22 protein-coding genes are annotated in these 24,880 nt (G+C 63.7%); 8 read left to right on the top strand and 14 right to left on the bottom strand.

Going from position 1 to position 24,880, the window contains the following annotated elements; translation table 11 throughout:
* Window positions 1-52 precede the first annotated feature (52 nt).
* On the bottom strand, window positions 53-2,248 hold the full coding sequence (gene katG / locus NKJ76_RS22630) for a catalase/peroxidase HPI (RefSeq protein ID WP_352538396.1): 2,196 nt from the start codon (window positions 2,246-2,248) through the stop codon (window positions 53-55).
* A 140-nt stretch (window positions 2,249-2,388) separates the two neighbouring features.
* Between katG and NKJ76_RS22625 the strand changes: the two genes are divergently transcribed.
* Window positions 2,389-3,312: a hydrogen peroxide-inducible genes activator gene (locus tag NKJ76_RS22625; protein WP_352463226.1), complete on the top strand. Its 924-nt coding sequence runs from the start codon at window positions 2,389-2,391 to the stop codon at window positions 3,310-3,312.
* A gap of 28 nt (window positions 3,313-3,340) precedes the next feature.
* Here NKJ76_RS22625 and NKJ76_RS22620 read toward each other — a convergent pair whose 3' ends face one another.
* From NKJ76_RS22620 to hisS, 6 genes are all read right to left on the bottom strand, one after another.
* Complete coding sequence (locus tag NKJ76_RS22620; RefSeq protein ID WP_352538401.1) at window positions 3,341-3,841, bottom strand: DUF4411 family protein; 501 nt, start codon at window positions 3,839-3,841, stop codon at window positions 3,341-3,343.
* A 10-nt stretch (window positions 3,842-3,851) separates the two neighbouring features.
* Window positions 3,852-5,060 (bottom strand): ImmA/IrrE family metallo-endopeptidase, encoded by a 1,209-nt coding sequence (locus NKJ76_RS22615; RefSeq protein WP_352463227.1) that lies wholly within the window; start codon window positions 5,058-5,060, stop codon window positions 3,852-3,854.
* 193 nt (window positions 5,061-5,253) lie between these two features.
* Window positions 5,254-7,014, bottom strand: coding sequence for an AMP-binding protein (locus NKJ76_RS22610; protein ID WP_352463228.1), 1,761 nt, complete (start codon window positions 7,012-7,014; stop codon window positions 5,254-5,256).
* Window positions 7,015-7,248: 234 nt separating this feature from the next.
* Window positions 7,249-7,950 (bottom strand): ATP phosphoribosyltransferase, encoded by a 702-nt coding sequence (gene hisG, locus NKJ76_RS22605; RefSeq protein ID WP_023695113.1) that lies wholly within the window; start codon window positions 7,948-7,950, stop codon window positions 7,249-7,251.
* A complete protein-coding gene (locus NKJ76_RS22600; protein WP_352463229.1) occupies window positions 7,947-9,065 on the bottom strand; it encodes an ATP phosphoribosyltransferase regulatory subunit in 1,119 nt (372 codons plus the stop codon). Before NKJ76_RS22600 ends, hisG begins: the two co-directional genes overlap by 4 nt.
* A gap of 178 nt (window positions 9,066-9,243) precedes the next feature.
* The gene (hisS, locus tag NKJ76_RS22595; RefSeq protein WP_352538395.1) at window positions 9,244-10,749 is read right to left on the bottom strand and encodes a histidine--tRNA ligase; all 1,506 of its coding nucleotides are present in this window, start codon (window positions 10,747-10,749) and stop codon (window positions 9,244-9,246) included.
* Between the two features lie 203 nt (window positions 10,750-10,952).
* On the opposite strand from hisS, the gene NKJ76_RS22590 reads away from it, so the two are divergent.
* Window positions 10,953-11,195: a hypothetical protein gene (locus NKJ76_RS22590; protein ID WP_023732340.1), complete on the top strand. Its 243-nt coding sequence runs from the start codon at window positions 10,953-10,955 to the stop codon at window positions 11,193-11,195.
* A gap of 127 nt (window positions 11,196-11,322) precedes the next feature.
* Here NKJ76_RS22590 and NKJ76_RS22585 read toward each other — a convergent pair whose 3' ends face one another.
* The gene (locus NKJ76_RS22585) at window positions 11,323-11,961 is read right to left on the bottom strand and encodes a DNA-3-methyladenine glycosylase I (RefSeq protein ID WP_352538394.1); all 639 of its coding nucleotides are present in this window, start codon (window positions 11,959-11,961) and stop codon (window positions 11,323-11,325) included.
* 209 nt (window positions 11,962-12,170) lie between these two features.
* Here NKJ76_RS22585 and NKJ76_RS22580 point away from each other — a divergent pair, with 209 nt between their 5' ends.
* Window positions 12,171-12,917, top strand: coding sequence for a L,D-transpeptidase (locus tag NKJ76_RS22580; RefSeq protein WP_352538393.1), 747 nt, complete (start codon window positions 12,171-12,173; stop codon window positions 12,915-12,917).
* Window positions 12,918-13,188: 271 nt separating this feature from the next.
* Window positions 13,189-14,109, top strand: a complete 921-nt coding sequence (locus NKJ76_RS22575) for a bifunctional 5,10-methylenetetrahydrofolate dehydrogenase/5,10-methenyltetrahydrofolate cyclohydrolase (protein WP_023670547.1) — start codon at window positions 13,189-13,191, stop codon at window positions 14,107-14,109.
* A gap of 4 nt (window positions 14,110-14,113) precedes the next feature.
* Here the strand turns inward: NKJ76_RS22575 and glcF are convergent, their stop codons facing one another.
* The 4 genes from glcF to NKJ76_RS22555 form a co-directional block, all read right to left on the bottom strand.
* The gene (gene glcF, locus NKJ76_RS22570; RefSeq protein WP_352538392.1) at window positions 14,114-15,439 is read right to left on the bottom strand and encodes a glycolate oxidase subunit GlcF; all 1,326 of its coding nucleotides are present in this window, start codon (window positions 15,437-15,439) and stop codon (window positions 14,114-14,116) included.
* Window positions 15,440-15,443: 4 nt separating this feature from the next.
* Window positions 15,444-16,655, bottom strand: a complete 1,212-nt coding sequence (locus NKJ76_RS22565; RefSeq protein ID WP_352538391.1) for an FAD-binding protein — start codon at window positions 16,653-16,655, stop codon at window positions 15,444-15,446.
* Window positions 16,656-16,872: 217 nt separating this feature from the next.
* The gene (locus tag NKJ76_RS22560; RefSeq protein WP_352538390.1) at window positions 16,873-18,369 is read right to left on the bottom strand and encodes an FAD-linked oxidase C-terminal domain-containing protein; all 1,497 of its coding nucleotides are present in this window, start codon (window positions 18,367-18,369) and stop codon (window positions 16,873-16,875) included.
* A gap of 265 nt (window positions 18,370-18,634) precedes the next feature.
* Window positions 18,635-19,957: a DUF3422 family protein gene (locus tag NKJ76_RS22555; RefSeq protein WP_023727715.1), complete on the bottom strand. Its 1,323-nt coding sequence runs from the start codon at window positions 19,955-19,957 to the stop codon at window positions 18,635-18,637.
* Between the two features lie 205 nt (window positions 19,958-20,162).
* On the opposite strand from NKJ76_RS22555, the gene NKJ76_RS22550 reads away from it, so the two are divergent.
* From NKJ76_RS22550 to NKJ76_RS22540, 3 genes are read left to right on the top strand one after another with little or no spacing between them, the layout of a single operon-like run.
* Entirely contained in the window at window positions 20,163-20,960 is a 798-nt protein-coding gene (locus NKJ76_RS22550; protein ID WP_023692349.1) for an FCD domain-containing protein, read from the top strand.
* 12 nt (window positions 20,961-20,972) lie between these two features.
* Entirely contained in the window at window positions 20,973-22,109 is a 1,137-nt protein-coding gene (locus NKJ76_RS22545) for an alpha-hydroxy acid oxidase (protein WP_023681836.1), read from the top strand.
* 55 nt (window positions 22,110-22,164) lie between these two features.
* A complete protein-coding gene (locus NKJ76_RS22540) occupies window positions 22,165-22,932 on the top strand; it encodes a metallophosphoesterase family protein (RefSeq protein ID WP_023681837.1) in 768 nt (255 codons plus the stop codon).
* Here the strand turns inward: NKJ76_RS22540 and NKJ76_RS22535 are convergent.
* Both NKJ76_RS22535 and NKJ76_RS22530 read right to left on the bottom strand, forming a co-directional pair.
* A complete protein-coding gene (locus tag NKJ76_RS22535; RefSeq protein WP_006206855.1) occupies window positions 22,929-23,069 on the bottom strand; it encodes a hypothetical protein in 141 nt (46 codons plus the stop codon). The two genes, NKJ76_RS22540 and NKJ76_RS22535, sit on opposite strands and share 4 nt — an antisense overlap.
* Before the next feature lie 372 nt (window positions 23,070-23,441).
* On the bottom strand, window positions 23,442-24,140 hold the full coding sequence (locus NKJ76_RS22530; RefSeq protein WP_023701293.1) for a type 1 glutamine amidotransferase: 699 nt from the start codon (window positions 24,138-24,140) through the stop codon (window positions 23,442-23,444).
* 86 nt (window positions 24,141-24,226) lie between these two features.
* On the opposite strand from NKJ76_RS22530, the gene NKJ76_RS22525 reads away from it, so the two are divergent.
* A complete protein-coding gene (locus NKJ76_RS22525) occupies window positions 24,227-24,874 on the top strand; it encodes a hypothetical protein (protein WP_352538389.1) in 648 nt (215 codons plus the stop codon).
* The last annotated feature ends 6 nt before the right edge of the window (window positions 24,875-24,880 follow it).

The raw sequence follows: 24,880 nt of genomic DNA, 5'->3' as shown, positions 1-24,880 counted from the left end.
AAAAACCCCGGGGGGGGGCGGGGCCCCCGCCCCCTTCGTTTGGGAGGTTGTATCAGGCAGCGATGTCGAAACGGTCGGCGTTCATCACCTTGGTCCACGCCTTGACGAAATCGCCAACGAATTTCTGCCCGGCATCCGCCGACCCGTAGACCTCGGCCAGCGCGCGCAGCTGCGCATGCGAGCCGAAGATCAGGTCGGCGCGTGTGGCGGTCCACCTGACTGCCCTGGTCTTGCGGTCGCGTGCTTCATAGACCTCATGCGAGCCCGGCTCGGAGGCCGGATCCCAGATGGTGCTCATCGAGAGCAGGTTGACGAAGAAGTCGTTCGTCAGCGTGCCCGGCCTGTCGGTCAACACACCATGCTTCGAGCCGCCGGTGTTGGCGCCGAGCACGCGCAGGCCACCAACCAGCACCGTCATCTCCGGCGCCGTCAGGTTGAGCAGTTGCGCCCGGTCGACCAGCATGGCTTCGACCGACATCGGCGGTTTGCCCCTGACATAGTTGCGGAAGCCGTCAATTTTCGGCTCGAGCGCCGCAAAGGAATGGACGTCGGTCTGCGCCTGCGAGGCGTCGGTGCGGCCGGGCGTGAAGGGAACCTTCACCGCATTGCCGCCATCCTGCGCCGCTTTCTCGACCGCGGCGACGCCGCCGAGCACGATGAGGTCGGCCAGCGAGACCTTCTTGCCGCCTGCGTTGAACTCGTTCTGGATGGCTTCGAGCTTCGCCAGCACGGTGGCCAGTTCGACAGGCTGGTTGACCTCCCAGTCCTTCTGCGGCGCCAGACGAATGCGCGCGCCATTGGCGCCGCCGCGCTTGTCGGAGTTGCGGAAGGTCGAGGCCGAGGCCCAGGCGGTCGAGACCAATTGCGAAACGCTGAGGTCCGAAGCCAGGATCTTGGCCTTCAGCAATGCGATATCCTGGTCGCTGACCAGCTCATGGTCGACGGCCGGAACCGGATCCTGCCAGATCAGCTCTTCCTTCGGCACCAGCGGGCCGAGATACCGCACGACCGGCCCCATGTCGCGATGGGTGAGCTTGTACCAGGCACGGGCGAAGGCATCGGCGAACTGCTCCGGATGCTCGTGGAAGCGGCGCGAGATCTTCTCATAGGCCGGGTCGGCCCGCAGCGCGAGGTCGGTGGTCAGCATTGCCGGCGCATGACGCTTCGAGGGATTGTGCGCGTCCGGCACCGTAGCCGCGCCAGAGCCGCCCTTCGGCGTCCACTGATGGGCCCCGGCCGGGCTCTTGGTCAGCTCCCATTCGAAGTTGAAGAGATTGTCGAAGAAGTTGTTGCTCCACTTGGTCGGCGTCGTCGTCCAGGTAACTTCGAGGCCGGACGTGATCGCATCGCCGGCAATGCCGGTGGCATGCTTGCTCGACCAGCCGAGGCCCTGCGCCTCGATGCCCGCGCCTTCCGGCTCGGCGCCGACCAGTGTTGCATCACCGGCGCCATGGGTCTTGCCGAAGGTGTGGCCGCCGGCGATCAGCGCCACGGTTTCCTCATCGTTCATTGCCATGCGTCCGAAGGTCTCGCGGATGTCGCGGGCCGAGGCCAGCGGATCCGGCTTGCCGTTCGGCCCTTCCGGGTTGACGTAGATCAGGCCCATCTCCACCGCGCCGAGATGGCCGTGCAACTCACGGTCGCCGGAATAGCGCTTGTCGTCGAGCCACTTGGTTTCCGAACCCCAGTCGACATCCTGCTCGGGCTCCCAGACATCGGCGCGGCCACCGGCAAAGCCAAAGGTCTTGAAGCCCATCGATTCCAGCGCGACGTTGCCGGTGAGAATCAACAGGTCGGCCCAGGAGATCTTGCGGCCGTATTTCTGCTTGACCGGCCACAGCAGCCGGCGCGCCTTGTCGAGATTGGCGTTGTCCGGCCAACTGTTCAGCGGCGCGAAACGCTGCTGGCCCGCACCGGCGCCACCCCGGCCGTCGCCGATGCGATAGGTGCCGGCGCTGTGCCAGGCCATGCGGATGAACAGCGGCCCGTAATGGCCGAAATCGGCCGGCCACCAATCCTGCGAATCCGTCATCACCTTGTGCAAATCCTCGATCACCGCGTCGAGGTCGAGCGTCTTGAACTCCGCGGCGTAGTCGAAAGCTTCGCCCATCGGGTCCGAAAGGCTCGACTGCTGGTGGAGAACGCCGATGTCGAGCTGGTTCGGCCACCAGTCGCGGTTGGTCCTGGCGGAGGTTCCATGCGCGACCGGGCATTTGCCGGCGCTGTTGTCGTCGGTCATCGCGTCCATCTTGGCCTCCGAATTGCTGATTTATGTGTTGTTTTTTCCGGGCCGGCCGGGAGCCGCGCCACTCTGGAATGGTTCCAGACTAAGCCGTCTCTTCGATAAAAACAAATTGCCTTTCCTGTTTGTTGCGATAGGCTTTCCTTATGATTGGCTTGACCGTGCGGCAGATGCAATATTTCGAGGCTTTGGCGCAAACGCTGCATTTCGGCCGCGCCGCAAAACTCGCCGGCGTCAGCCAGCCGGCGCTGTCCGCGCAAATCGCCGAGATGGAGCAAAGGCTGAACTGCCGGCTGTTCGAGCGCGGCGGCAAGACGGTGCGGATGACGGAAGAGGCGCAAGCGCTGCTGCCACGCATCGAGCGCATCCTGCGCGACATCAGTGATGTCGAGACGACGGCCCGGCGCGGCCGCCCGGCCATGGAAGGCCGCTTCCGGCTGGGCATCATCCCGACCGTGGCGCCGTATCTTTTGCCGCATGTGCTCCCGGAGCTGAAGCGGCATTTTCCGTCCCTGCAGCTCGAACTGCGCGAAGCAGTGACGGCATCACTGGTCGAGGACACGGCAACCGGACGGCTCGACGCCTTCATCGCCGCGCTGCCGCTCGAGCAGCCGGGCCTGGTCACCGAGGAACTGTTCGCCGACCGCTTCTTCCTCGCCGTGCCAGCCGGAGATCCAGCCTTCGCCTCGCCACCGGTGCCGCCGGAAAGCCCGGCGCTGGAGCGGTTGATGCTTTTGGAGGAAGGCCACTGCCTGCGCGAACAGGCGCTGGCCCTGTGCGGCAGCGTGCGTCCCGTAGCGATGGCAAGCTACGGCGCCACCAGCCTGACGACGCTGCTGCAGATGGTGGCGCATGGTCTCGGCGTCACGCTCATCCCCGAAATGGCGGCAAGGCCGGCCAGCGCCATGCCGGACCTCAAGATCGTGCCGTTCCAGGAGCCAATGCCGCAACGCACGATCTGCCTCGCCTGGCGCCGCAACAAGGTGCGGCATGATGAGTGCGTCGAGTTGGCGAAGATCATTCGCGGGCTGGATGGGGCGGTGCTGGGGTGTGAGGGGCTTGCACACTAGGTCGATGGATGAAGCGATGAGCTATGCTCTAAACGCGGTCACGCCATTTGGTCGAGAAATTGAGCTCTCGAACTAGCAAGAAACTATCACCCCATACCACATGCATTTGGTTGCAGACATCAGGAATTCTGCGATTTGCACGTTGTGCTGCCGGTTTTGAAACTTCGGTCGTGATAACCGTCCGGACATCCGGAGCAAACATGGCATACGATATCAGAAAAGGATCACGTCCGATCTTGATGATTTCGGCGTCGGTAAGGTCATGGGCATAGCCGTTCGCCAAGACATCTTGAACCCGCCCGACATCGGCTTCTTCCTCGAGGCAAAGCGCATTCTTATTGTCTTTGTCACCAAGCCATTGAGCCAGGTCGTCTGTACCCCCTACGATTTCCTCGAGGATTTCGACGGGAATCTTGATTGCACCTTGTTCACCCCAATGCAGCAACCAGTCCCAGAACTCGGGCACGCGATCAAATGCGTAATACGAGTTCTTGGCGGTGATTAGGACGTTGGCATCGAGGAGATAAATCGTTACCCCCTCAAGCTGCGCGGCCAGAGGTGCCAGCAGTCGACAACCCCGTCAGAGCGTAAACGTTGGTCGGCTTAACGCCCAAGATTCGACTCGCCATAGATGGCGAGAGAACGCCCTCGGCAAGCATCCGCCCAGAAAGGGCCACTAGTCGGTTACCCAGCCTATGCCGTCGGACTACATAATAATCGGGTCCGTTCTCGTTCTCCTTATTTCGCTCTCGCGCGGTCGCCCGGTTCTGAAGCCACAAGCGGCGAAAGATGCCACTAATCTCGGCCCACACTTCGCGCGAAATAATGCCCTCGCGAAACAGCTTATAGTTGACTGCAGAATGGCTCACGCGCCAAGCCTCAGCGAGCTGCCTTATTCTAGCGATGACTTGTTCGGTTGGCGCGCCGCGCAAAGCGTCCTCACGACCAGCTTCACCTTCGGGCATGAGGATTTGGCCAGCAACGTCGTTGCAGAATACCTCGACTGCAGTGGAAGGATTTGCGCCGCTGATTCCCGTGCGGCCGATCCAGATATGCGCCAATTCATGCAGCAGTGAAAAAGACCACGCTGCTTCACTATCCTGATCGTTTATGACGACGAAAGGCGCGATAGGATCCGCCAAGGCAACCCCACGAAAAAGCTCAACGTCAAGAGCACTGTGGTGACTTCCAAGATTCCCAATCAACAGCACGAAGACACCGATTTGTTCGGTGAGGTTCCTCAAATAAGCGAAGGCGTCATTTCGGCCACCCCGCCTGAATTGAGTAAGATTGAAACTAAGAGCGTCCTTAATTTCCTTTGCTAGTGCCTTGGTACTGCCATTAGCGTCGAAGCTTCCGACGAAAGACAGCTTTTTTGCCTCGTCTTCAACTTCGAGCAGGGAGCGAACCATCTCTTGTCTTGCCCTAACTTCGCGCAGCAAAGCATCAACTAATGCCTCGTCTCGCCGAGCATAATCCACCGGCAAGGTGCGGAAATCCTCACCACGCTCCGCCCGCTTAGGGGGTGCGGGCAGATAGAACGCAAGCAACGGGCGCCGGTAGTGTTTTGCCATCTTTAGGAGCAAGGGCCGGGAAGGTTCGCCATCGCCATTTTCCAACGCCGCAAGACGATCTGGACCTGCGACAGAACGCGTGTCCTTGAGGCCCAGCCTTTTTGCTGCACCTTCGAGATCGAACCCGGCCGTTTCGCGGGCCCACTTTAGCACGTCAGGATTGACGCTTGGCATTCCTCACCTTTGTTGAGCCGGTCATGTTTCCCGGCACCATGGTACAACCTGCAAGCAAACGCTTCGTTACGAGGTGGTCATATATTTAGGAAGTGGTCAACGGTTTCGCCCTGAGGGGAAATCGCCAATACGCTACCGATAACGACCATTGTCAGCGGCAATCCAGTCTCGTAACGCAGGCAATTAGATCACCCTACGCCGTCTTCTGCACCACCAGCCCCAGTTCCTCCACCATCGCTTCCCGCATCAGAAACTTCTGCGGCTTGCCCGTCACCGTCATCGGCAGTTCGGTGCGGAAGCGGATGTAGCGGGGGATTTTGTAGTGGGCGATCTGGCCGGCGCAGAAATTCTTGATCTCCTGCTCGGTCGCGATCTGGTTGGGCTTCAGCACGATCCAGGCGCACAGCTCCTCGCCATATTTGGCGTCGGGAATGCCGAACACCTGCACCTCCTTGACCTTGGGATGGCGATAGAGAAATTCCTCGACCTCTCTGGGATAGACGTTTTCGCCGCCGCGGATGACCATGTCCTTGACCCGGCCGACAATGTTGCAATAGCCCTCGGAGTCGATGGTGGCGAGATCACCGGTGTGCATCCAGCCATCGCTGTCGATCGCCTCGCGGGTTTTTTCCGCGTCGTCCCAATAACCCTTCATCACGGAATAGCCGCGGGTGCACAGCTCCCCGGGCGTGCCGATTGCGACGGTGGCGCCCTCGGCGTCGATGGCCTTGACCTCGACATGCGGATGGATGCGGCCGACAGTGGAGACGCGTTTTTCCAGCGGATCGTCGACGCTGCTCTGGAACGAGACCGGGCTGGTCTCGGTCATGCCGTAGGCGATGGTCACCTCTTCCATATGCATCAGCGTCACCACCTTCTTCATCACCTCGATCGGGCATGGTGAGCCCGCCATGATGCCGGTGCGCAGGCTGGAGAGATCGAAGCTGGTGAAGTCGGCGTGGTCAAGCATGGCGACGAACATGGTCGGCACGCCGTAGAGGCCGGTGCAGCGTTCCTGCGCCACCGCCTTCAGCGTCGCGCCGGCGTCAAAACCCTCGCCAGGAAACACCATGGTCGCGCCCTTGGTGACGCAGCCCATCGTGCCCATCGACATGCCGAAGCAGTGGTAGAGCGGCACCGGGATGCAGAGCCGGTCGTCGACGGTGAGCTTGATCGCAGCGGTGACGAAATTGCCATTGTTGACGATGTTGGTGTGGGTCAGCGTCGCGCCCTTGGGCGCGCCCGTCGTGCCTGATGTGAACTGGATGTTGATGGCCTCGCCCGGCTTCAGCCCTTCGGAGATGCGGTCGAGGCTGTCATGCTCGTCGCGGCCGGCCATCGACAGCACATCGGCGAAATTGAACATGCCGGGCGAGTTGTCGTCGCCCATGCTAATGACGATCTTCAGCGTCGGCAATTTCTGCGCCTTGAGCTTGCCGGGGGTGGCCTTGGCGAGCTCCGGCGCCAGCGTCTCGATCATGCCGAGATAGTCGGAGGTCTTGAAACTGGCGGCGGTGACCAGCGCCTTGCAGCCGACCTTGTTGAGGGCATATTCCAGCTCCGTCAGCCGGTAGGCCGGGTTGATGTTGACCAGGATCAGGCCGATGCGAGCGGTGGCGAATTGGGTGACCAGCCATTCCCAGCGGTTGGGCGACCAGATGCCGACACGGTCGCCTTTTTCGAGGCCGAGCGCCAGGAAGCCGGCGGCGAGCGTATCGACCGTGTCCGACAATTCGCTCCAGGTGAAGCGCTTGTCCTGTCCGACGAAGACGGCAGCATCCTGCGTGGCGTATCTGCCGACCGTGTCGGAGAAAAGCTGAGGGATCGTCTTGTCGAGCAGCGGCACCGAACGGTCGCCCGACACATGTGCCCGGCCGTCGAGCGGAGCGATGAACGCCCTGCCGCGCCCGCGCAGATTGGTGGCGTTCTTGAGCTCGTCGAGATTGATCGCCATCGCCGTTTCCTCCCGGGATATGGCGAGCCTATCAGCCTGATGGGATGGTGGAAAGTAGAGGCGGTTCCCCTCCCCCTCGCGGGGAGGGTGCCTCGCGAAGCGAGGCGGGTGGGGTCCTCGGCGAAGTGCTCGACTTCCTTGGTCACGGTCGACCCGGCTTGGGTGGTCTCGCGTCGAGCACTGCCGGAGCGACCCCACCCGTCCATCCGCCTTTGGCGGCTGTCCACCCTCCCCTCAAGGGGGAGGGAGCGCGCTCATCTTCGCGGCTATTTCCCGCACTAGCGCCTCATCCGCAGCAGCACGATCTTTCCTGGCAGCCACGAGGCAGGCCTGCGACTTCAGCACAACCCCATCGGCCAGCACCTTGAGATGGTTGGCGCGCAGGGTCGAGCCGGTGGTGGTGATGTCGACGATGACGTCGGCGAGGCCTGCCGCCGGTGCGCCTTCGGTGGCCCCGAGGCTTTCGACGATGCGGTAGACCTGGATGCCGTGCTTTTGCGAGAAGAACTGCTGCGTGAGCCGCCAGTATTTGGTTGCGATCCTCAGTCGCCTGCCGTGGCGCTGGCGGAAATCGGCGGCGACATCGTCGAGATCGGCCATAGTATCGACGTCGAGCCAGATGCCGGGCACCGCGACCACGACATCGGCATGGCCGAAGCCGAGGCGAGCGACGATTTCGGCGCGCGCCTCCCAGTCGGCGAGGTTTTCGCGCAGCAGATCCTCGCCGGTAATGCCGAGGTCGACCGAACCTTGCCCAATCTCGCCGGCGATTTCGGACGCCGACAGGAACGCCACCTCGATGCCCTCGGCGCCGTCGATGCGGGCGCGGTACTGGCGCTCATCGCCGGGCAGGCTGACGGCAAGCCCGGCCCTGGCCAGTACCTCCAAGGCCTGCTCCTTGAGCCGGCCTTTCGATGGGATCGCCAGCGTGATCATTGCGGCTCTCCCCGCAGCGCTTCGATGCGGTCGAGCCAGACAGAGAAGCCGACGCCGGGGATCGGCGTCTTGGCGCCGAGCAGGGTCAGCAGCCGGTCGTAGCGACCGCCGCCGGCCAGCGGCCGCTCGCCACCAAGTGCTGCGATCTCGAAGACGATGCCGGTGTAGTAATCCAGCGGACGGCCGAAGGCAGCGTCGTAGCGGATCGTCTTTGCAGGCAGGCCATGTGCCTCGATGGCTTTGGCGCGGGCGGCGAATTTTTCGAGCGCCGCGCCCAGAGAAAGCCCGGCAGAGGCCGCAAAACTTTCGAGCGCAGCACTCGAGCCGTCGAGCGGCACGTCAATGGCGAGAAAATCCCTGAGCGCCGCAAACGCTCCGTTCGACAGCCGCACGCTGCGCAATTCGGCCTTTTCGATCAGCCGCCGGGCAATGTCGGCGGGCGCGCGTCCGCCGGATGCCAGCAGGCCGGCCTCTTCCATGCCGCCGGCAATGTGGGCGGAAAGCGCTTCGAGATCGCCATCGAGGACAAGGGCCGCGACTTCGCCGTCAAGCTGACCGTTGCGTGGCGGGTTGGCGAGATCGGACAACGCTGCCTGCAGCATCGGCGCCGAACCGAAGGCGCGCGCAAGTCGCATGCGCCAGCCGCGCGGCAGGCCGAGGGCCGCCAGCACCGCCTCGAAGATGGTCTGGTCGCCGAGCGTGATCGCCAGAGGTTGCGCCGGCAGCACCAGCTGCAGCAGCGCATGCGCATCGGCCAGCGAACGCGCATCGGCCTTGGCCGTGTCGCGGTCGCCGAGATCCTCGATGCCGGCCTGAAAGAACTCGTTGCCGCCCTCGCGGCGCTGGCGGAACACTTCGCCGAGATAGGAATAGCGGCGCGGCGTGCCGGCCTGCGAGGCGATGTGGTCGAGGCAGACGGGGATGGTGAATTCGGGACGAAGGCACAGCGTCTTGCCGGTCTCGCTTTCGGTGAGAAAGATGCGGCGGCGCAGATCCTCGCCGGCCATATCGAGGAATGGGTCGGCCGGCTGCAGCACCGCCACCTCGACCGCATGGGTGTTGCGGGTGGCGAAGAGCTTGGTGATTTCGGATGCGATGGCGGGATAGCGAGTCATCGGCTGGTTGGGTGCGAGGCACCCCCCTCTGGCCTGCCGGCCATCTCCCCCTCAAGGGGGTAGATTGGCAGCTTGGAGCGCAGCGCCTCTTCTTCAACGCCGGAGATTGGCGAAACCATGCGCGACATCCAATCTCCCCCCTTGAGGGGGAGATGGCCGGCAGGCCAGAGGGGGGCGTTCAAGCGCCACCCTTCGCACGGTCAGCGGCCTGCGCAGCCAAAATCTTCTTCACCTCGGCGACCAGCTCAGCCTCCGCCACCGTGACCTGTGCCGGCCTTGCGGCGCGCCATTCGGCGTTGTCGGTGATCTCTGCCGACATGCGCGCGCCCTCGATCAGATCCTTGATCTGCAGCTCGCCCTTGGCGCGCTCGTCGCCGCCCTGGATAACGGCGACCGGGCTACCGCGGCGGTCGGCGTATTTCAGCTGCGCCTTCATGCCGGCGCCGCCGAGATACATCTCTGAGCGGATGCCGGCGGCGCGTAGCTCTGCGACCATCTTCTGGTAGCGGCCAAGGCTTTCCGTATCCTTGTCCATGACCAGCACGACGACCGGCGCGATGACATCGGTGGTGTCCAGCTTGCCGAGGTTCTTCAGCGCCGTCATCAGGCGGGAGACGCCGATCGAAAAGCCGGTCGCCGGCACCGGCTCGCCACGGAAGCGCGAGACCAGCCCGTCATAGCGGCCGCCACCACCGACCGAACCGAAGCGCACGATCTGGCCGTCTTCGTTGGGGATTTCGGCCAGAAGCTCGGCCTCGAAAACCGGGCCGGTGTAGTATTCGAGGCCACGAACGACGGAGCGGTCCATGGCGATGCGATCTTCGCCATATCCGGCCGCCCTGACCAGGGCTTCAATCGTCGCGAGCTCGCCGACGCCTTCTTGGTAAGTCGGGTTCGAGCTCACTATGGAAACCTGGTCGACCTGTGCGTTCCTTGCCGTGGCGAGGAGAACTGCTTCAGCTTGCCCGTCGTCCAAACCAGCGCCCTTGGCGAAGTCGCCCTCGCCTTCCTTGCCGCCATCCCATCGGCCCGGCCCAAGCAGAAGCTTCACGCCTTCCGGCCCGAGCTTGTCCAGCTTGTCGATGGCGCGCAGCACGGTCAGCCGGCGGCCGGCATTGTTGTCGCCGCCAAGGCCGATCGCCTCCAGCACGCCGTCAAGCACCTTGCGGTTGTTGACGCGAATGACGTAGTCGCCGCGCTTGATGCCGAGCGCTTGCATCACGTCGGCCATCATCATGGCCATCTCGGCGTCGGCTGCGACGCCCGGCGTACCGATCGTGTCGGCGTCGAACTGCATGAACTGGCGGAAGCGGCCCGGGCCGGGCTTTTCGTTGCGGAACACCCAGCCGGAGCGGTAGCTGCGATAGGGTTTCGGCAGCTTCTCAAAATTCTCGGCGACGTAGCGCGCTGTCGGCGCAGTCAAATCGTAGCGCAGCGACAGCCACTGCTCGTCATCGTCCTGGAAAGAAAATACGCCCTCATTAGGCCGGTCCTGGTCGGGCAGGAACTTGCCGAGCGCATCGGTGTATTCGATCAGCGGCTGCTCGGCCGGCTCGAAACCGTAGAGCTCATAGACCGAACGGATCGTCGCCATCATCTTCTCGACGGCGCGGATGTCTTCCGCGCTGCGGTCGGCAAAGCCGCGCGGCAGCCGCGCTTTCGTCTTTTCCGATTTGTCGGCCATAGGATGGGTCTTTTCGCTTAGTAATCGATGACTTGTTTGGAGTGGGCGTGTCCTAACCGAAGCGGCTTTGTGCGGCAAGGGTTTGCGCTTTTTCCTTCTCCTCCGAAACAAAACGCACCAAAAGGAAACAATTCCGCCATCGGCGCGGCATCGTGCCGACACAATCAGAGCCGATAAGCGCGCCGAAACAAAGGGTTGGGGCCATGACTGCGGCACACAAGTTCGACATCAGAGACGACGGCTTGCATGAAGTTCGACTGCGGCCGGCCGAGAACCGTGCGCCGGTGACGGCGAGCCTCGGTCCGTTCGAGGTCACCGCCGACGAGCGCAAGCGTTCCACCATGCGCGAGGCGCTGATGACAGGATTGCTGGTGATTTATCCGACCTTTGCGGCACTGGCGGCGATTGTCGCGGGATTGTTCCTGACTGGCGCAAGTGGGACGTGAGCTCCTTACCCTCCCCCTTGTGGGGAGGGTCGACGCGTAGCGTCGGGGTGGGGGTGCAGCGCCAAGATACCCCCACCCGCGCCTTCGGCGCGACCTCCCCACAAGGGGGAGGTAGGGGGACAGCGCCCTACTTCGGCCTCTTAAAGGCCTTGCGTTCCTTCTCCACCTGCTCCCGGCACACGCAGCCTTCGAGATGGTCGTTGACCAGACCCATCGCCTGCATTAAGGCGTAGACCGTCGTCGGGCCGACAAAGGTCCAGCCGCGCTTTTTCAACTCCTTCGAAATCCTGATCGAGACCGCTGTCGTCGGGTTGGCGCGTAGATGCGCCATGTCCACCACCGCCGGCCGCTCCTTCGGCCCCGGCTCGAACTTCCAGAACCAGGCGGCCAGCGAGCCGAACTCGTCGACCATTTCGCACGCCCGTTTGGCGTTGTTGATGGTCGAGACGATCTTGCCGCGGTGGCGGATGATGCCGGCATTGGCGACCAGGCGCTCGACATCCTCGTCGGTGAAGGCAGCGACCTTGTCGAAGTCGAAACCGGCGAAGGCCTCGCGGAAATTCTCGCGCTTGCGCAGAATGGTCAGCCAGGACAGGCCGGACTGAAAGCCTTCGAGGCAGATCTTTTCGAACAGCCTGCGGTCGTCGGCGACCGGCCGGCCCCATTCATGGTCGTGGTAGTGCAGATAGTCCGGCAGATTGCCGTGCCAAAAGCAGCGCGTGATCCCGTCGGAGCCGGTAAGCAGTCCGGTGTTGTCTTGCGCCATGGCCAATCCATCCGTTAACGCGCTTTCGCGCTGCATTTACCGCGGCTTTACCAGATTCCTGAACCCGGCGGTAACCACACCAAAAGGTTTACTGACAAAGCGGCATTTTACGCATTCCGATTCATGTTTCGGTTGCCGCTTCGCGCCAAGGATCGCGCAACCGGGGGCAAGTTCCGCCTCCGTCCGTTCGACGATCAAGGTGCGTTCCGATGAAGATCTTTTTGCGTTCCGTGCTCGGCGCCGTGGCCATTCTGGCCGCCGGCGTCACCTCCTCTGCCGCCAACGACCGCTATGCCGACAGGCCGCCGGTGATGGTGAGCCCCGACCTTTCCGCACCCTGGGTGCTGCAGCTTGGCCGCGCGCCCGGCATCGTGCGGCAGAGCCGCCAGTTCGTGCAGCAGCAGCCACGCCTTCGCTATGCGCAGCCAGCGCGACCCGATCGGGTGCGCACTGCTTCCGTGCAGGCGCCGGCCAAGCGCGTGGTGATGCGGCCGCAGATCAATCCGCTCTACCTGCCGCAGGAAGTCGCCTATGACGGCCCGCAGAAGCCGGGCACGATCGTCATCGATACGACGCAGAACTTCCTGTTCCTGGTCGAGAAGAACGGCAACGCGCGGCGCTATGGCGTCGGCACCGGCAAGCCTGGGTTCGAATGGTCTGGCACGCACAAGATCACCAACAAGCGCGTCTGGCCGGACTGGCGCCCGCCAGCGGAGATGATCAAGCGCGAGGCTGCCAAGGGCCGCTACCTCCCGACCTATCTGGCCGGTGGCGAAGAGAATCCGCTCGGCGCCCGCGCGCTCTATCTCGGCACGACGGAATACCGCATCCACGGCACCAACCAGCCATGGACCATCGGCGGCTCGGTATCTTCCGGCTGTATCCGCATGCGCAACGAGGACGTGGTTGACCTTTACGAGAGGGTCAATGTTGGAACGATCGTGGTCGTGATATAGTCGGCTACCGAATCATCTGGTTCAGAAGGCTAGACCTTCAGGGATCGGGAAGAGTTTACGGGGGACGGGCCGTGTGGGGATGCGGCCAGTCAGAAAAGGGCAGCCTGGGAAACCGTGCTGCCCTTTCTCTTTGCGGCGGTAGCTGAGCCAGGCTGCGCCAGAACGTCGCGCCAGGGGGATGACGGTTCGCTTTCACGCTGCCTTGCCGCATTTCCCCTGCTATAGGGACGGCCAAACTCCCCTGCGCCAAACTCGCTGCAAAGGTTCAGCCATGTCTCCGCCAGACGATAGCCGCTATCTCCGGGGCGGTCCGGTCGCCCAGCGCATCATGGCATCCGTGCGCGAGGATGCCGCCATCGCCACCGCCGAAGGTTTTCCGCCCAAGCTGGTGTCGATCACCGTCGGCGATACCGCTGCCGTCGATGTCTATGTGCGCAACCAGCGCGCCAAAGCCGCGCTTGCCGGCATCGGTTTCGAGGAGCGGCGGTTCCCCGCCGACATCAGCGCCGGCGAACTCGAGGCGGCGATCCATGGCCTGAACGCCGACCCGCGCGTCACCGGCATCATCATCCAGCGGCCGGTGCCGGCGCATATCCCGATCAAGACGCTGCAGGCCGCGGTGCATCCGCTGAAGGATGTCGAAGGCATGCACCCGGCGTCGATCGGCAATATCGTCTACAATCAGCTCGACCTCGCGCCTTGCACGGCTGCGGCCTCGGTCGAGCTGCTCAAGGAAACCGGCCTCGACCTCAAGGGGCTGGAAGTCGTCGTCGTCGGCCATTCCGAGATCGTCGGCAAGCCGATTGCCTTCCTGCTGATGAGCGAAGGCGCAACGGTGACGGTGTGCCATCACATGACGCGCTCGGTGGCGGCACATGCGCGCCGCGCCGATGCGCTGTTCGTCGCCGTCGGCAAGCCGCGGCTGATCAAGGCCGACATGGTGAAGCCCGGTGCGGCCGTCATCGACATCGGCATCAATTCCGAGATCGGCCCGGACGGCACGAGCCGCATCGTCGGCGACGTCGACACCGAGAGCGTGAAGGAAGTCGCTTCCTGGATCACGCCGGTGCCGGGCGGCGTCGGCCCGATCACTGTGGCGATCCTCTTGCGCAACACAATGGTCGCGCTCAGCCGCCAGCGCGCGCGCTACCAGGCGACGTATGGCGTGGTGGACCGGCTGGCAGCGGAATAGCTGCTTACTCGGCGGCGACCAGGTTTCCTTCGGAGACGCCCTCCGGCTTCGGACCACCATAGGCCCAGTCGAGCAGCTTGATCGTGTGCACCACCGGCAGCTTCGCGGCGGAAGCGATCTGGGTGATGCAGCCGATGTTGCCGGTGGCGACGATTTCGGCGTCGGTCGCCTCGATGTTCTTCACCTTGCGGTCACGCAACCTTGCGGAAATCTCCGGCTGCAGGATGTTGTAGGTGCCGGCGGAGCCGCAGCACAGATGCCCCTCGCGCGGTTCGCGCACGACGAAGCCCGCCTTGGACAGCAATTCCTTCGGCTGGCGGATGATCTTCTGACCGTGCTGCATCGAGCAGGCGGAGTGATAGGCGACGACGGTGCCGGGTTTGCGCACCGGCTCGGGCAGGTCGAGGCTTGCGAGATATTCGGCAATGTCCCTGGCCAGCGCCGAGACCCGCGCGGCCTTGTCGGCATAGGCCGGATCGAGGCGCAGCATGAAGCCGTAATCCTTGATGGTTGTGCCGCAGCCCGATGCGGTGATGACGATGGCGTCGAGCCCGCCCTGGTCGATGGCACGCGTCCACGCATCGACATTCTGCCGTGCCGAGGCAAGGGCTGCTGCCTCGCGGCCCATATGATGGACCAGCGCGCCGCAGCAGGCTTCGCCCTGCGGCACCACGACCTCGACGCCCAGCCGTGTCAGCAATGCAATCGTCGTCTCATTGATGGCGGGGTCGAGTACCGATTGGGCGCAGCCGGTGAGGATGGCGACGCGACCTTTCTTCGTCCCCTTGCCGGCATGGACGCCGGGAGAGGCCATCGGCGAGGCCGCCGGGATCGATGCCGGCGCCAGCTTCAGCATCGCGCTGAGCGGCTTCAGGGCCGGCACCTTTTCGAACAGACCAATGAACGGCTTGCCCAGTCTCGCCAGTTTCAGCGCGGCACGAAAGCGCCCGGGATAGGGCAACACGAAGGCCAGCATGGCGCGGGTCAGCCGGTCGAGCACCGGCCGCTTGTAAGTCTCCTCTATATGGGCGCGGGCATGGTCGACCAGATGCATGTAGTTGACCCCCGACGGACAGGTCGTCATGCAGGCGAGGCAGGACAGGCAGCGGTCGATATGGGTGACGATCTCCTTGTCGGCCGGGCGGCCATTCTCCAGCATGTCCTTGATGAGGTAAATCCGGCCGCGCGGCGAATCCAGCTCGTTGCCCAATGTCACATAGGTCGGGCAAGTGGCGGTGCAGAAGCCGCAATGCACGCATTTGCGCAGGATCTTCTCCGATTCCGCGACATGGGGATCGGCGAGCTGGGCAAGGGAGAAGTTAGTTTGCATTATCTTAGCCTTGGGCCATGCGGCCTGGGTTCAGGATGGTCTTAGGATCGAACTCGGCCTTCATGCGCGCCGACAGTGCGGCCAGATGCGGCGCCTGCGGCTCGAACACCGGCACGGCGGCGCGATGCACGGGGGCGGCGCGCACCAGCGTCGCGTGGCCGCCGCCGTGCTTTCTGATCAGCCCGCGCAGCAGGCCGGCTTCGGGATCGCCCTCCTCCATGCGCAGCCAGACCAGCCCGCCTTGCCAGTCGTAGAAGGCGCTGGCACCGATCTGCATGCGCAGCGTCAGCACCATCTGATGGGCCTGAGACGGCGCCATCGAAACGCGCCAGACCGGCTTTTCACTGCCGTCGGCGAAGGGTGCGCAATCCCTTATGTCACGCCAAAGGGTATGCGATGTCTCACCTGCGATCTCCTGCAGCGGGCCGGCATTTTTCAGCAGGGTCTTCAGCGCCTCAATGCGATAGGCGACCGATGGGCCAAACCCTTCGACGCGCAGCAGCGTTGCTGCGTCAGTGCCTAGACTGCCCCCGGCAACGCGCGCGGCGATGCGTTCGGGCAGATGGGCCGCGCTCGACACTTCGGCGCTGGAGCCTAGCGCCAGCGCCATGGCGGCAGAGGCGGCATCGTCGAGTAGGCCGCGCACGGCAAGCGTCACCTCGGTCTCGGCCGCCGGCAGCACCTTGAAGGTGACATCGGTGAACACGGCCAGCGTGCCCCAGCTGTTGGCCATCAGCTTCGACAGATCGTAGCCGGTGACGTTCTTGACGACACGGCCGCCTGATTTGAACGCTTCGCCACGACCGGCAACCGCATTGATGCCGAGGATATGGTCGCGCGCGGCCCCCGCCTTCAGCCGACGCGGACCGGATAGGTTGGCGGCGAGCATGCCGCCGATGGTGCCCTTGCCGGGCTCGCCGCCGAGTAAAGGACCGTAATCCATCGGTTCGAAGGCGAGCTGCTGGCCGTTTTCGGCGAGCAGGTTTTCGATCTCGGAAAGCGGCGTGCCAGCCTTGGCCGACAGCACCAGCTCGGCCGGCTCGTAGAGGGTGACGCCGGTGAGCTTCGAAAGATCGAGCGTGTGTTCGCTCTGCTGTGGCCGGCCGATGCCGCGCTTGGAGCCGTGGCCGATGGTTTCCAAAGGTGTCTCTTCCGCCGCCGCCCATTGGACGGTGGAGAGGATCTCGGCCGATGTGGTGGGGGTGAAGGTCGTCATGGCGAAGATGGGTGGAGTTCCTTCGCGCCCCCCTCTGTCCTGCCGGACATCTCCCCCTCAAGGGGGGAGATTAGCAGCTTTGGCGACCGCGCCTCTCTAGCAACGTCGAAGATTGGCGAAGGCAGAGATGACTGGTGATCTCCCCCCTTGTGGGGGAGATGTCCGGCAGGACAGAGGGGGGCGCGAAGGATCGCCGACGTGAGACATTCCGCCCCCATCAAAACCTCGGAATATCCGGAAACGCGACCTGCCCGCGATGCACATGCATGCGTCCAAGCTCCGCGCAGCGGCGCAGTTGCGGGAACACTTTTCCCGGGTTGAGCAGATGGTTGGGGTCGAAGGCGCATTTGACGCGCATTTGCTGATCGAGGTCGATCTGGTCGAACATTTCAGGCATCAAATCGCGCTTCTCGACGCCGACGCCGTGCTCGCCGGTCAAGACGCCGCCGACCTTGACGCAGAGCCGCAAGATGTCGGCGCCAAAACTTTCCGCCTTGTCGAGTTCGCCCGGCACGTTGGCGTCGTAGAGGATCAGCGGATGCAGATTGCCGTCGCCGGCGTGGAAGACATTGGCGACGCCGAGGCCGTATTTCTCCGACAGTTCGCGCATGCCGGCGAGCACACCCGGCAATTCCTTGCGCGGGATGGTGCCATCCATGCAGTAATAGTCGGGCGAGATGCGGCCGACCGCCGGGAAGGCCGCCTTGCGACCGGCCCAGAAGCTCAGCCGCTCCTGTTCGGATTGCGAGACGCGGCATGTGGTGGAGCCGTTCCTGTAGGCGATCGCTTCGACGAGACCGATCAGGTGATCGACCTCGACGCCCGGCCCGTCGAGTTCGACGATCAGCAGCGCCTCGACATCAAGGGGATAGCCGGCGTGGACGAAATCTTCCGCGGCATGGATCGCCGGCCGGTCCATCATCTCCATGCCGCCAGGGATAATGCCGGCGCCGATGATGTCGGCGACGCATTGGCCGCCCTGCTCGCTGGTCGGAAAGCCGATCAGCAGAGCACGGGCCGTCTCTGGCTTTTTCAGGATGCGCACGGTGACCTCGGTGACGACGCCGAGCAGGCCTTCGGACCCCGTCATGACGCCGAGGAGATCATAGCCTTCCGAGTCCAGATGATTGCCGCCAAGCCGCACCACCTCGCCGTTCATCAGCACCATCTCAATGCCCAGCACATTGTTGGCGGTCAGGCCGTATTTCAGGCAGTGCACGCCGCCGGAATTTTCAGCGACATTGCCGCCGATCGAGCAGGCGATCTGGGAGGATGGATCGGGCGCATAGTAGAAGCCCTCCTGCTCGACGGCGGTGGTGATGCCGAGATTGGTGACGCCGGGCTGAGCGACGACGACGCGATCGGGATAGTCGATGGCAAGGATGCGGTTGAAGCGGCTCATGACCAGCAGCACGGCATCCTCGAGCGGCAACGCGCCGCCGGAGAGCGAGGTGCCGGAGCCGCGCGGCACGACACGGATGTTGCGGTCGTTGCAGTATTTCAGCACCCGCGACACCTGCGCCACCGTTTCCGGCAGCACCACGACCAGCGGCAATTGCCGGTAGGCGGTGAGACCGTCGCTTTCGAAGGCGCGCATTTCGTTGGTGGCGTCGACGACGCCCTCGCCCGGCACGATGATGCGCATATCGGCGACGATCTCTGCGCGCCTTCGCATCGTGGCGTCGTCTGGCTTGGGCATGACAAGGCCGGACATTCGCGGCGTCCTCCGCTTGGCTGGTAAAAATCTTTTACCAGTTACATCCGGATGTTGCAAACACCGCGTCGGGCAAAGAGCGTACTGCCAGCCTTCCGCAGCGGCAATCTGCCGCTATGGATCTTAACCCTCCCCCTTGTGGGGAGGGTCGCGAACGCAGTGAGCGGGGTGGGGGTCCGCGCGACGAAAGCTCTTTACGAGCACCCTCACCCCGATCCGCTATGCGGATCGACCCTCCCCACAAGGGGGATGGTAAAGTGCGCTCCTACTCCCCCGGATGTTTCGCCGGCTCGGAGTGCATCCGCCTGACTCGCCGCACGCCCCACCAGACCAGCAGGATGGCGACCGGCACCGCGACGGCCGTGACGACTTCCGGTGCAAAGGCATGGCCGAAGATCGAGGCGCCCTTGGCGAGATAGGAGATCAGGCCGACGACATAGTAGGACACTGCCGCCACCGACAGGCCTTCCACCGTCTGCTGCAGCCGCAGTTGCAGCCGGGCACGGTTGTTCATCGACGCCAGCAGATCGCGGTTCTGCTTCTCGACCTCGACATCGACCCAGGTGCGCAGCAGCGTGGTGGCGCGGGTTAGTTTGCGCGACAGGTTGGCCTGGCGCTCCTCGACCGAACGGCAGGTGCGCATGGCGGGTGCCACCCGCCGCTGCAGGAAGCCGCCCCAAGTGTCGTAGCCGGGCACGGCTTCTTCGTCCAGCGCTTCCAGCCGCTCGACAACGATGCCGTCATAGGCGCGGCTGGCGCCGAAGCGATAGAGGCTGGAGGCGGCATCAGCCTCGAGTTCAGCGGCAAGCTCGGTCAGGTCGGCGAGCAGCGTCTGGCTGTCGCGGGTTTCAGCGACCTTCATTTCCAGCGTGGTCTGCGCCAGCCGGTCCTCGATGCGGCGGGCGCGGCCCGACAGCGTCAGCGCCAGCGGCAGGCCGAGCATGGCAAGCGTGCGATACGTCTCGACGTCGATCAGCCGCTGCGACAGCGCGCCGGTCCGCGCCGGCGTCAGGCCGCGATCAAGCACCAGGATGCGGGTCAGGCCGTCGCCGTCCTGGCGGAAATCGGTGACGATGGCCGCATTGCCGCGCTCGACCAGCGAATAGCAGAGGCTCGTCGGGTCGAAGGCCGCAATCAGCTTCTCGCTTGCCGGCGTCCATTTGCGGATCTCCAGCCTTATGCCTGAGATCACCGTTCCCGGCGGCGAGAACCCGTTGCCGAAAGGAGAATCCTCCTGCGCCCTGCCGCTTTCGGCAAGCGGCCCTTCCCAAAGATAGGTCGAGAATTCCGTATGCCGCTCCCAGCGCAGCGTACCCTTGCCCCACTTCATGGCGTGGTGGCGGGCATGACGGTCGGGCGCCGCGATGCCGAGGCGCCGCGACAGTTCGGAGAGCACGGCCATGTCGACGCTGGAGCCGCCCTCGGTCATGAAGGCGAGTTGCACAAGCACGCGCGGCTTCTCGATCAGCGGATGCGGCCGGGCATGGACCTCGCCGATCGCGCCGGGCCGTCCCTCATGCGCGGGAAAGCCCATCACGCTGCCCTGGGCGCGCGGCTGGAATTCGAGGTTGGACGTCTCGTCCGACACGGTGGTCCCCCTGTTCTCGACCCTTCGTGTGATGGCGTCCTCTAAAGGCAATCCATGAGGCGCGTAAACACCAAAGTCTAGCATCGTAGGTCCTGCCGGCGCGACGCGCAGACCGACCCGATTGGGCAAATTGGATAAATAATTTGACCAGTTGGCGACGCTGGCTTTATCTTGCGCGACGCCGGTTCAATTTCCCAGGCCCCCGTTGAGCGATATTTTCTCCAGGATCGAGCATTCGCGCACCGCCGACGAGGTGGTGCAGCAGATCGAAAGCCTGATCCTTGAAGGCGTGCTGCGCACCGGCGACCGGCTGCCGGGCGAGCGCGAGCTGGCGCGCCAGTTCGACGTGTCGCGGCCGATCCTGCGCGATGCGCTGAAGGCGCTGGAAGGGCGCGGGCTGCTGATCACCAAGGCCGGCGGCGGCACCCATGTCGCCGACGTCATCGGCCAGTTGTTCACCAAGCCGGTGACCGACCTCATCTCGATGCACCGCAAGGCGGTGACCGACTATCTGGAATACCGCCGCGAGATCGAAGGTGTTGCGGCCGAATATGCGGCGCGGCGCGCGACAGCGGACGACATTGCGCTGCTCGACCGCATCGTGGCGCGCATGGACGAGGCGCACCGCACCGGCGATTTCGACGACGAGGCGGAAATCGACGTCGAGTTCCACCATGCTGTGTGCGAATGCGCGCACAACATCATCCTCTTGCACACGCTGCGCTCCTGCTACCGGCTGCTGTCTGAAGGCGTGTTCCAGAACCGGCTTCTGGTGTTCAGCGTGCCCGGAGCGCGCGAGGCGCTGCTGGCCCAGCACGGCGCGATCTACAAAGCCGTGAAGGCCGGCGATCCCTCAGCTGCCCGCCAAGCGGCGATGGACCATATCTCCTATGTCGAGCGCTCGATGCTCGAGGCCGAACGCAGCGGCGACTGGCAGCGCGTATCGCGGCTCAGGCTTAAGCAGCGCTCCGACGCCGACGACGGCTTCAAGACGACTGGCTAACGAGGAACCACCATGAGCGACATCCTCACCATTGCCGATCTCAAGGACCTGGCGCGCCGGCGGGTGCCGAAGATGTTCTTCGACTATGCCGATTCCGGCGCCTGGACCGAAAGCACCTACCGCGCCAACGAAGAGGACTTCCAGAAGATAAAATTCCGTCAGCGCGTACTGGTCGACATGAGCAACCGCTCGCTGGAATCGACCATGATCGGCGAGAAAGTGGCGATGCCGGTGGCGCTTGCCCCAACTGGAATGACCGGCATGCAGCATGCCGATGGCGAGATGCTGGCCGCGCAGGCGGCAGAGGAATTCGGCGTGCCGTTCACGCTGTCGACGATGAGCATCTGCTCGATCGAGGATGTCGCGTCGGTGACCAAGAAGCCGTTCTGGTTCCAGCTCTACGTGCTTCGCGACAAGGATTTCGTGCTCGACCTGATCGACAGGGCGAAGGCTGCAAAATGCTCGGCGCTGGTGTTGACGCTCGACCTGCAGATCTTGGGGCAGCGCCACAAGGATGTCCGCAACGGGCTGTCGGCGCCGCCCAAGATGACGCTGGCCAACATTGCCAACATCGCCATGCGGCCACGCTGGCTGATGGGCATTGCCGGCACCAAGCGCCGCACCTTCCGCAACATTGTCGGCCATGCCAAGGGCGTCGGCGACGTCGCTTCGCTGGCATCGTGGACGACGGAGCAGTTCGACCCGCATCTGTCGTGGAAGGATGTCGCCTGGATCAAGGAACGTTGGGGCGGCAAGCTGATCCTGAAAGGCATTCTCGACAAGGAGGACGCGCTGATGGCGGTCGAGACCGGCGCCGACGCCATCATCGTTTCCAACCATGGCGGGCGCCAGCTCGACGGCGCATCGTCGTCAATCATGGCGCTGGAAGAGATCGCCGATGCCGTCGGCGACAGGATCGAGGTGCATATGGACGGCGGCATCCGCTCGGGCCAGGACGTGCTGAAGGCGCTTTGCCTCGGCGCCAAGGGCACCTATATCGGCCGCCCGTTCCTGTACGGATTGGGCGCCATGGGCAAGCAAGGCGTGACCCTGGCGCTGGACATCATCCGCAAGGAGATGGACATCACGCTGGCACTGTGCGGCAAGCGGCTGGTGACCGACATGGGCAAGGACCAGTTGCGGCGCTAGGGTCTTGTTCACCGATTAGACCCTAGCCTCGCTGGATCACGGAGACGAAGCCGCCTTGACCGAGACCGGCATCCACTACCTCGACGCGCGCGCACCCGATGGCATGCGCCTCTATGCGATCGGCGACGTGCATGGCCGGCTCGATCTGCTCGCCGCCATGCATCGCCGCATCGAGAGCGAACTCGAATACAAGCCGACCAGCGATTGGCGCGTCATCCACCTCGGCGACTATGTCGACCGCGGACCAGAGTCCAAGGGCGTCATAGACTTCCTGATCGAGGCACAGAAACGCGATCCGCGGCATCTGATGCTCGCCGGCAACCACGATATCGGCTTCCTCGACTTTCTCGACGAGCCTGACCCGGAAGGGCTGTTCATCCGTTATGGCGGCGTGCAGACGGCACAATCCTATGGTGTCGACTTAGCGGGACACGCAAGCTGGTTCGGCAAGGCCGAGGCGTTACGGCGGGGACACCAGGCACTGGTCAATGCTGTACCGCAAGCCCATGTCGACTTCCTGCGGTCGCTGCAATTGTCACTGATATCAGGTGATTTCTTCTTATGCCATGCCGGCGTCAGGCCTGACGTGCCGCTGGCGAGCCAGAGCCCGCAGGATCTGGTCTGGATCCGCGACGTCTTCCACAACCATCCAGGGCTTTACCCGAAGGTGATCGTGCACGGCCACACACCGGTGCCGCAGGCGGAGGTGATGCCGAACCGCGTCAATGTCGACACACTCGCCTGGCAGTCAGGCATGCTCAGCGCGCTCGCCGTGGACGGCGCGGACAAGCGTATCCTGACTGTGCAGGGAAAAGCGTTTTAGCGAAGCGCGGCGGTGACGCCGTAGCCGTCGACGGCCTGATGGTTGTTGGCTGCATCGGCGGAATAAATGCCGAGACCGCACAAAACGATGGCAGACAGCATGACAAAGGACAGAAGCGCTGCTTTCACGGACGTCATCTCTAGTTGAGCTTCCTGCATCTGGGCACGAGGCGGTTACCAATGGGTTGAAACCGAGAATTCGTCTCAAAGTTTCGACGATTTCGCGCTTGTAGGTCGATTCTGTATCGGCGGTGTGTCGCGCGGATCACACAGAAGGTTCATCGCGGTTGCCATTGCCGTTGCATAGCGCGCGCCTTGTAGGATAGCGTTCGGCCACAAACCAAGGACGAAAGAAGTTGTCCCCGGCAGATTCCCCGCCGCGTGCCAATTATGCAACGGATAGAGCGGTTCGCCGCTACGGCGAACCGCTCTATCTTTTTATCTGACGCAATTCCGGACGGAAAACCGCTTCACACTTTTCCTGGAATTGCTGACTGCGCGCGGCCAGTCTCAGATCGTCGCCACCCAGGCGCGGGCAATGGCCAAGCCCGCGGCGTCGGCCTCGGGGCCGTTGCGTGCCATTTCGCTGTCGAGGCGATCGTGCCAGTCGGGATGGCGATCGGCAATCAGCGGCGCGAAGGACGTGCTCCAGTCCCTCACCATCGGCCGGTCGGCCTCGAAATGGAACTGGAAGCCGTAGACGGCGCGGCCGATACGGAACGCCTGGTTCTCGGCAATTTCGCTGCCGGCAAGCCGCACCGCATTTGACGGCAGCGCGAAAGTGTCGTCGTGCCATTCGAAGATGGGGAAATCCTGGGGAAGTGCGCCGAGCACCGGATCGGTTCTGGCGTCCGGCGTCAGCGATACCTTGTGCCAGCCGAATTCCGAGGCGCCGCCGATCTGGTTCTCACCGCCGAAAGTGCGGGCAACCAACTGGCTGCCCAGGCAGATACCGAGAACCGAGCGATCCTTGGCGGCGAAATCGCGGGTCAGTTCGAGCAGCGCCGGGAAATACGGGTAGTCATCGTCGGCCAGCGCATTCTGACCGCCGCCAAGCATCACCATGGCATCGTGTCCGGTCGCGTCGTCCGGCAGCGCATCGCCCTTGTAGGGCCGGCGCAGGTCGAGATCGGCGCCGGCTTCGGCGAGCGCGGCACCAACCTGGCCAAGGCCGGTGTTGTCGTAGTTCTGGACCACCAGCACCCGCATCGCAAAACCCTGCTGACATGAAATGACGCGACGAGCGATATCATGTCGCCCGTATTGCAGCCAAGATGCGTATTCGGGAGAGAGCTATGCCACTGCAGAACCGGGTCGATCCGTTCGGCGCCATCCATGCCATATCCGAGCGCGGCCTGTTCACCGGCAATCGCGGCATCATCCACGATCCTGAGACCAAGACGCTGCTGAAAAAGCGTTGGGCCTTGCCGGCCTGGATCATCTGCGTCTGCCAATTCCGCAATGTGCGGCGCGAGCCGATGGGCAGGAACAGGCCGGGCGGCAGGGCCGGCTGGACCGAGTTGTTCTTCCTCGACGAGGTGACGGCGCTGGCCGCCGGGCACCGTCCCTGTTTCTATTGCCGGCGTGAGCGAGCCACGGATTTTGTCGGGCGTTTCGGCAAAGTCTTCGGTGTAAACGAACCGCGCGTGCCAATGGTGGACAAGCGGCTGCACAAGGAGCGGCTGGCTTCCGGCGGCAAGCCACCTGATGTCACCATGGGAGAGCTTGCCGAATTGCCGGACGGAGCGATGATCGCGGATGGCGGCTCGGCCTATGCGCTGCGCGGCGGCAACGCGCTGCCCTGGTCGTTCGCAGGCTATGGCGATGCGGCGGCCTTCGACAGCCTTGCCGGCCGGTCGCTGCGCCTGCTCACACCGGCCACGACCGTTTCGGTGCTGCGGCACGGTTTTGAACCGCTATGGCATCGTTCCGCCGAGACTTGACGCCAG

Origin of the sequence: Mesorhizobium sp. M0029 (genome assembly GCF_040323735.1) — a bacterium.
Taxonomy (GTDB): domain Bacteria; phylum Pseudomonadota; class Alphaproteobacteria; order Rhizobiales; family Rhizobiaceae; genus Mesorhizobium.
Note: the sequence above shows the minus strand (reverse complement) of the source record. Positions and strands in the feature narration are given on the sequence as shown.

Excerpts from the sequence above, each read along its gene's own strand:
- NKJ76_RS22575 (WP_023670547.1), top strand. The coding sequence starts at position 13,189 with ATGTCTCCGCCAGACGATAGCCGCTATCTCCGGGGCGGTCCGGTCGCC.
- NKJ76_RS22580 (WP_352538393.1), top strand. The coding sequence starts at position 12,171 with ATGAAGATCTTTTTGCGTTCCGTGCTCGGCGCCGTGGCCATTCTGGCC.
- hisG (WP_023695113.1), bottom strand. The coding sequence starts at position 7,950 with ATGATCACGCTGGCGATCCCATCGAAAGGCCGGCTCAAGGAGCAGGCC.
- hisS (WP_352538395.1), bottom strand. The coding sequence starts at position 10,749 with ATGGCCGACAAATCGGAAAAGACGAAAGCGCGGCTGCCGCGCGGCTTT.
- NKJ76_RS22625 (WP_352463226.1), top strand. The coding sequence starts at position 2,389 with ATGATTGGCTTGACCGTGCGGCAGATGCAATATTTCGAGGCTTTGGCG.
- glcF (WP_352538392.1), bottom strand. The coding sequence starts at position 15,439 with ATGCAAACTAACTTCTCCCTTGCCCAGCTCGCCGATCCCCATGTCGCG.
- NKJ76_RS22530 (WP_023701293.1), bottom strand. The coding sequence starts at position 24,140 with ATGCGGGTGCTGGTGGTCCAGAACTACGACAACACCGGCCTTGGCCAG.
- NKJ76_RS22525 (WP_352538389.1), top strand. The coding sequence starts at position 24,227 with ATGCCACTGCAGAACCGGGTCGATCCGTTCGGCGCCATCCATGCCATA.
- NKJ76_RS22600 (WP_352463229.1), bottom strand. The coding sequence starts at position 9,065 with ATGACTCGCTATCCCGCCATCGCATCCGAAATCACCAAGCTCTTCGCC.
- katG (WP_352538396.1), bottom strand. The coding sequence starts at position 2,248 with ATGGACGCGATGACCGACGACAACAGCGCCGGCAAATGCCCGGTCGCG.
- NKJ76_RS22535 (WP_006206855.1), bottom strand. The coding sequence starts at position 23,069 with ATGACGTCCGTGAAAGCAGCGCTTCTGTCCTTTGTCATGCTGTCTGCC.
- NKJ76_RS22610 (WP_352463228.1), bottom strand. The coding sequence starts at position 7,014 with ATGGCGATCAATCTCGACGAGCTCAAGAACGCCACCAATCTGCGCGGG.
- NKJ76_RS22590 (WP_023732340.1), top strand. The coding sequence starts at position 10,953 with ATGACTGCGGCACACAAGTTCGACATCAGAGACGACGGCTTGCATGAA.
- NKJ76_RS22565 (WP_352538391.1), bottom strand. The coding sequence starts at position 16,655 with ATGACGACCTTCACCCCCACCACATCGGCCGAGATCCTCTCCACCGTC.
- NKJ76_RS22585 (WP_352538394.1), bottom strand. The coding sequence starts at position 11,961 with ATGGCGCAAGACAACACCGGACTGCTTACCGGCTCCGACGGGATCACG.
- NKJ76_RS22545 (WP_023681836.1), top strand. The coding sequence starts at position 20,973 with ATGAGCGACATCCTCACCATTGCCGATCTCAAGGACCTGGCGCGCCGG.
- NKJ76_RS22560 (WP_352538390.1), bottom strand. The coding sequence starts at position 18,369 with ATGTCCGGCCTTGTCATGCCCAAGCCAGACGACGCCACGATGCGAAGG.
- NKJ76_RS22615 (WP_352463227.1), bottom strand. The coding sequence starts at position 5,060 with ATGCCAAGCGTCAATCCTGACGTGCTAAAGTGGGCCCGCGAAACGGCC.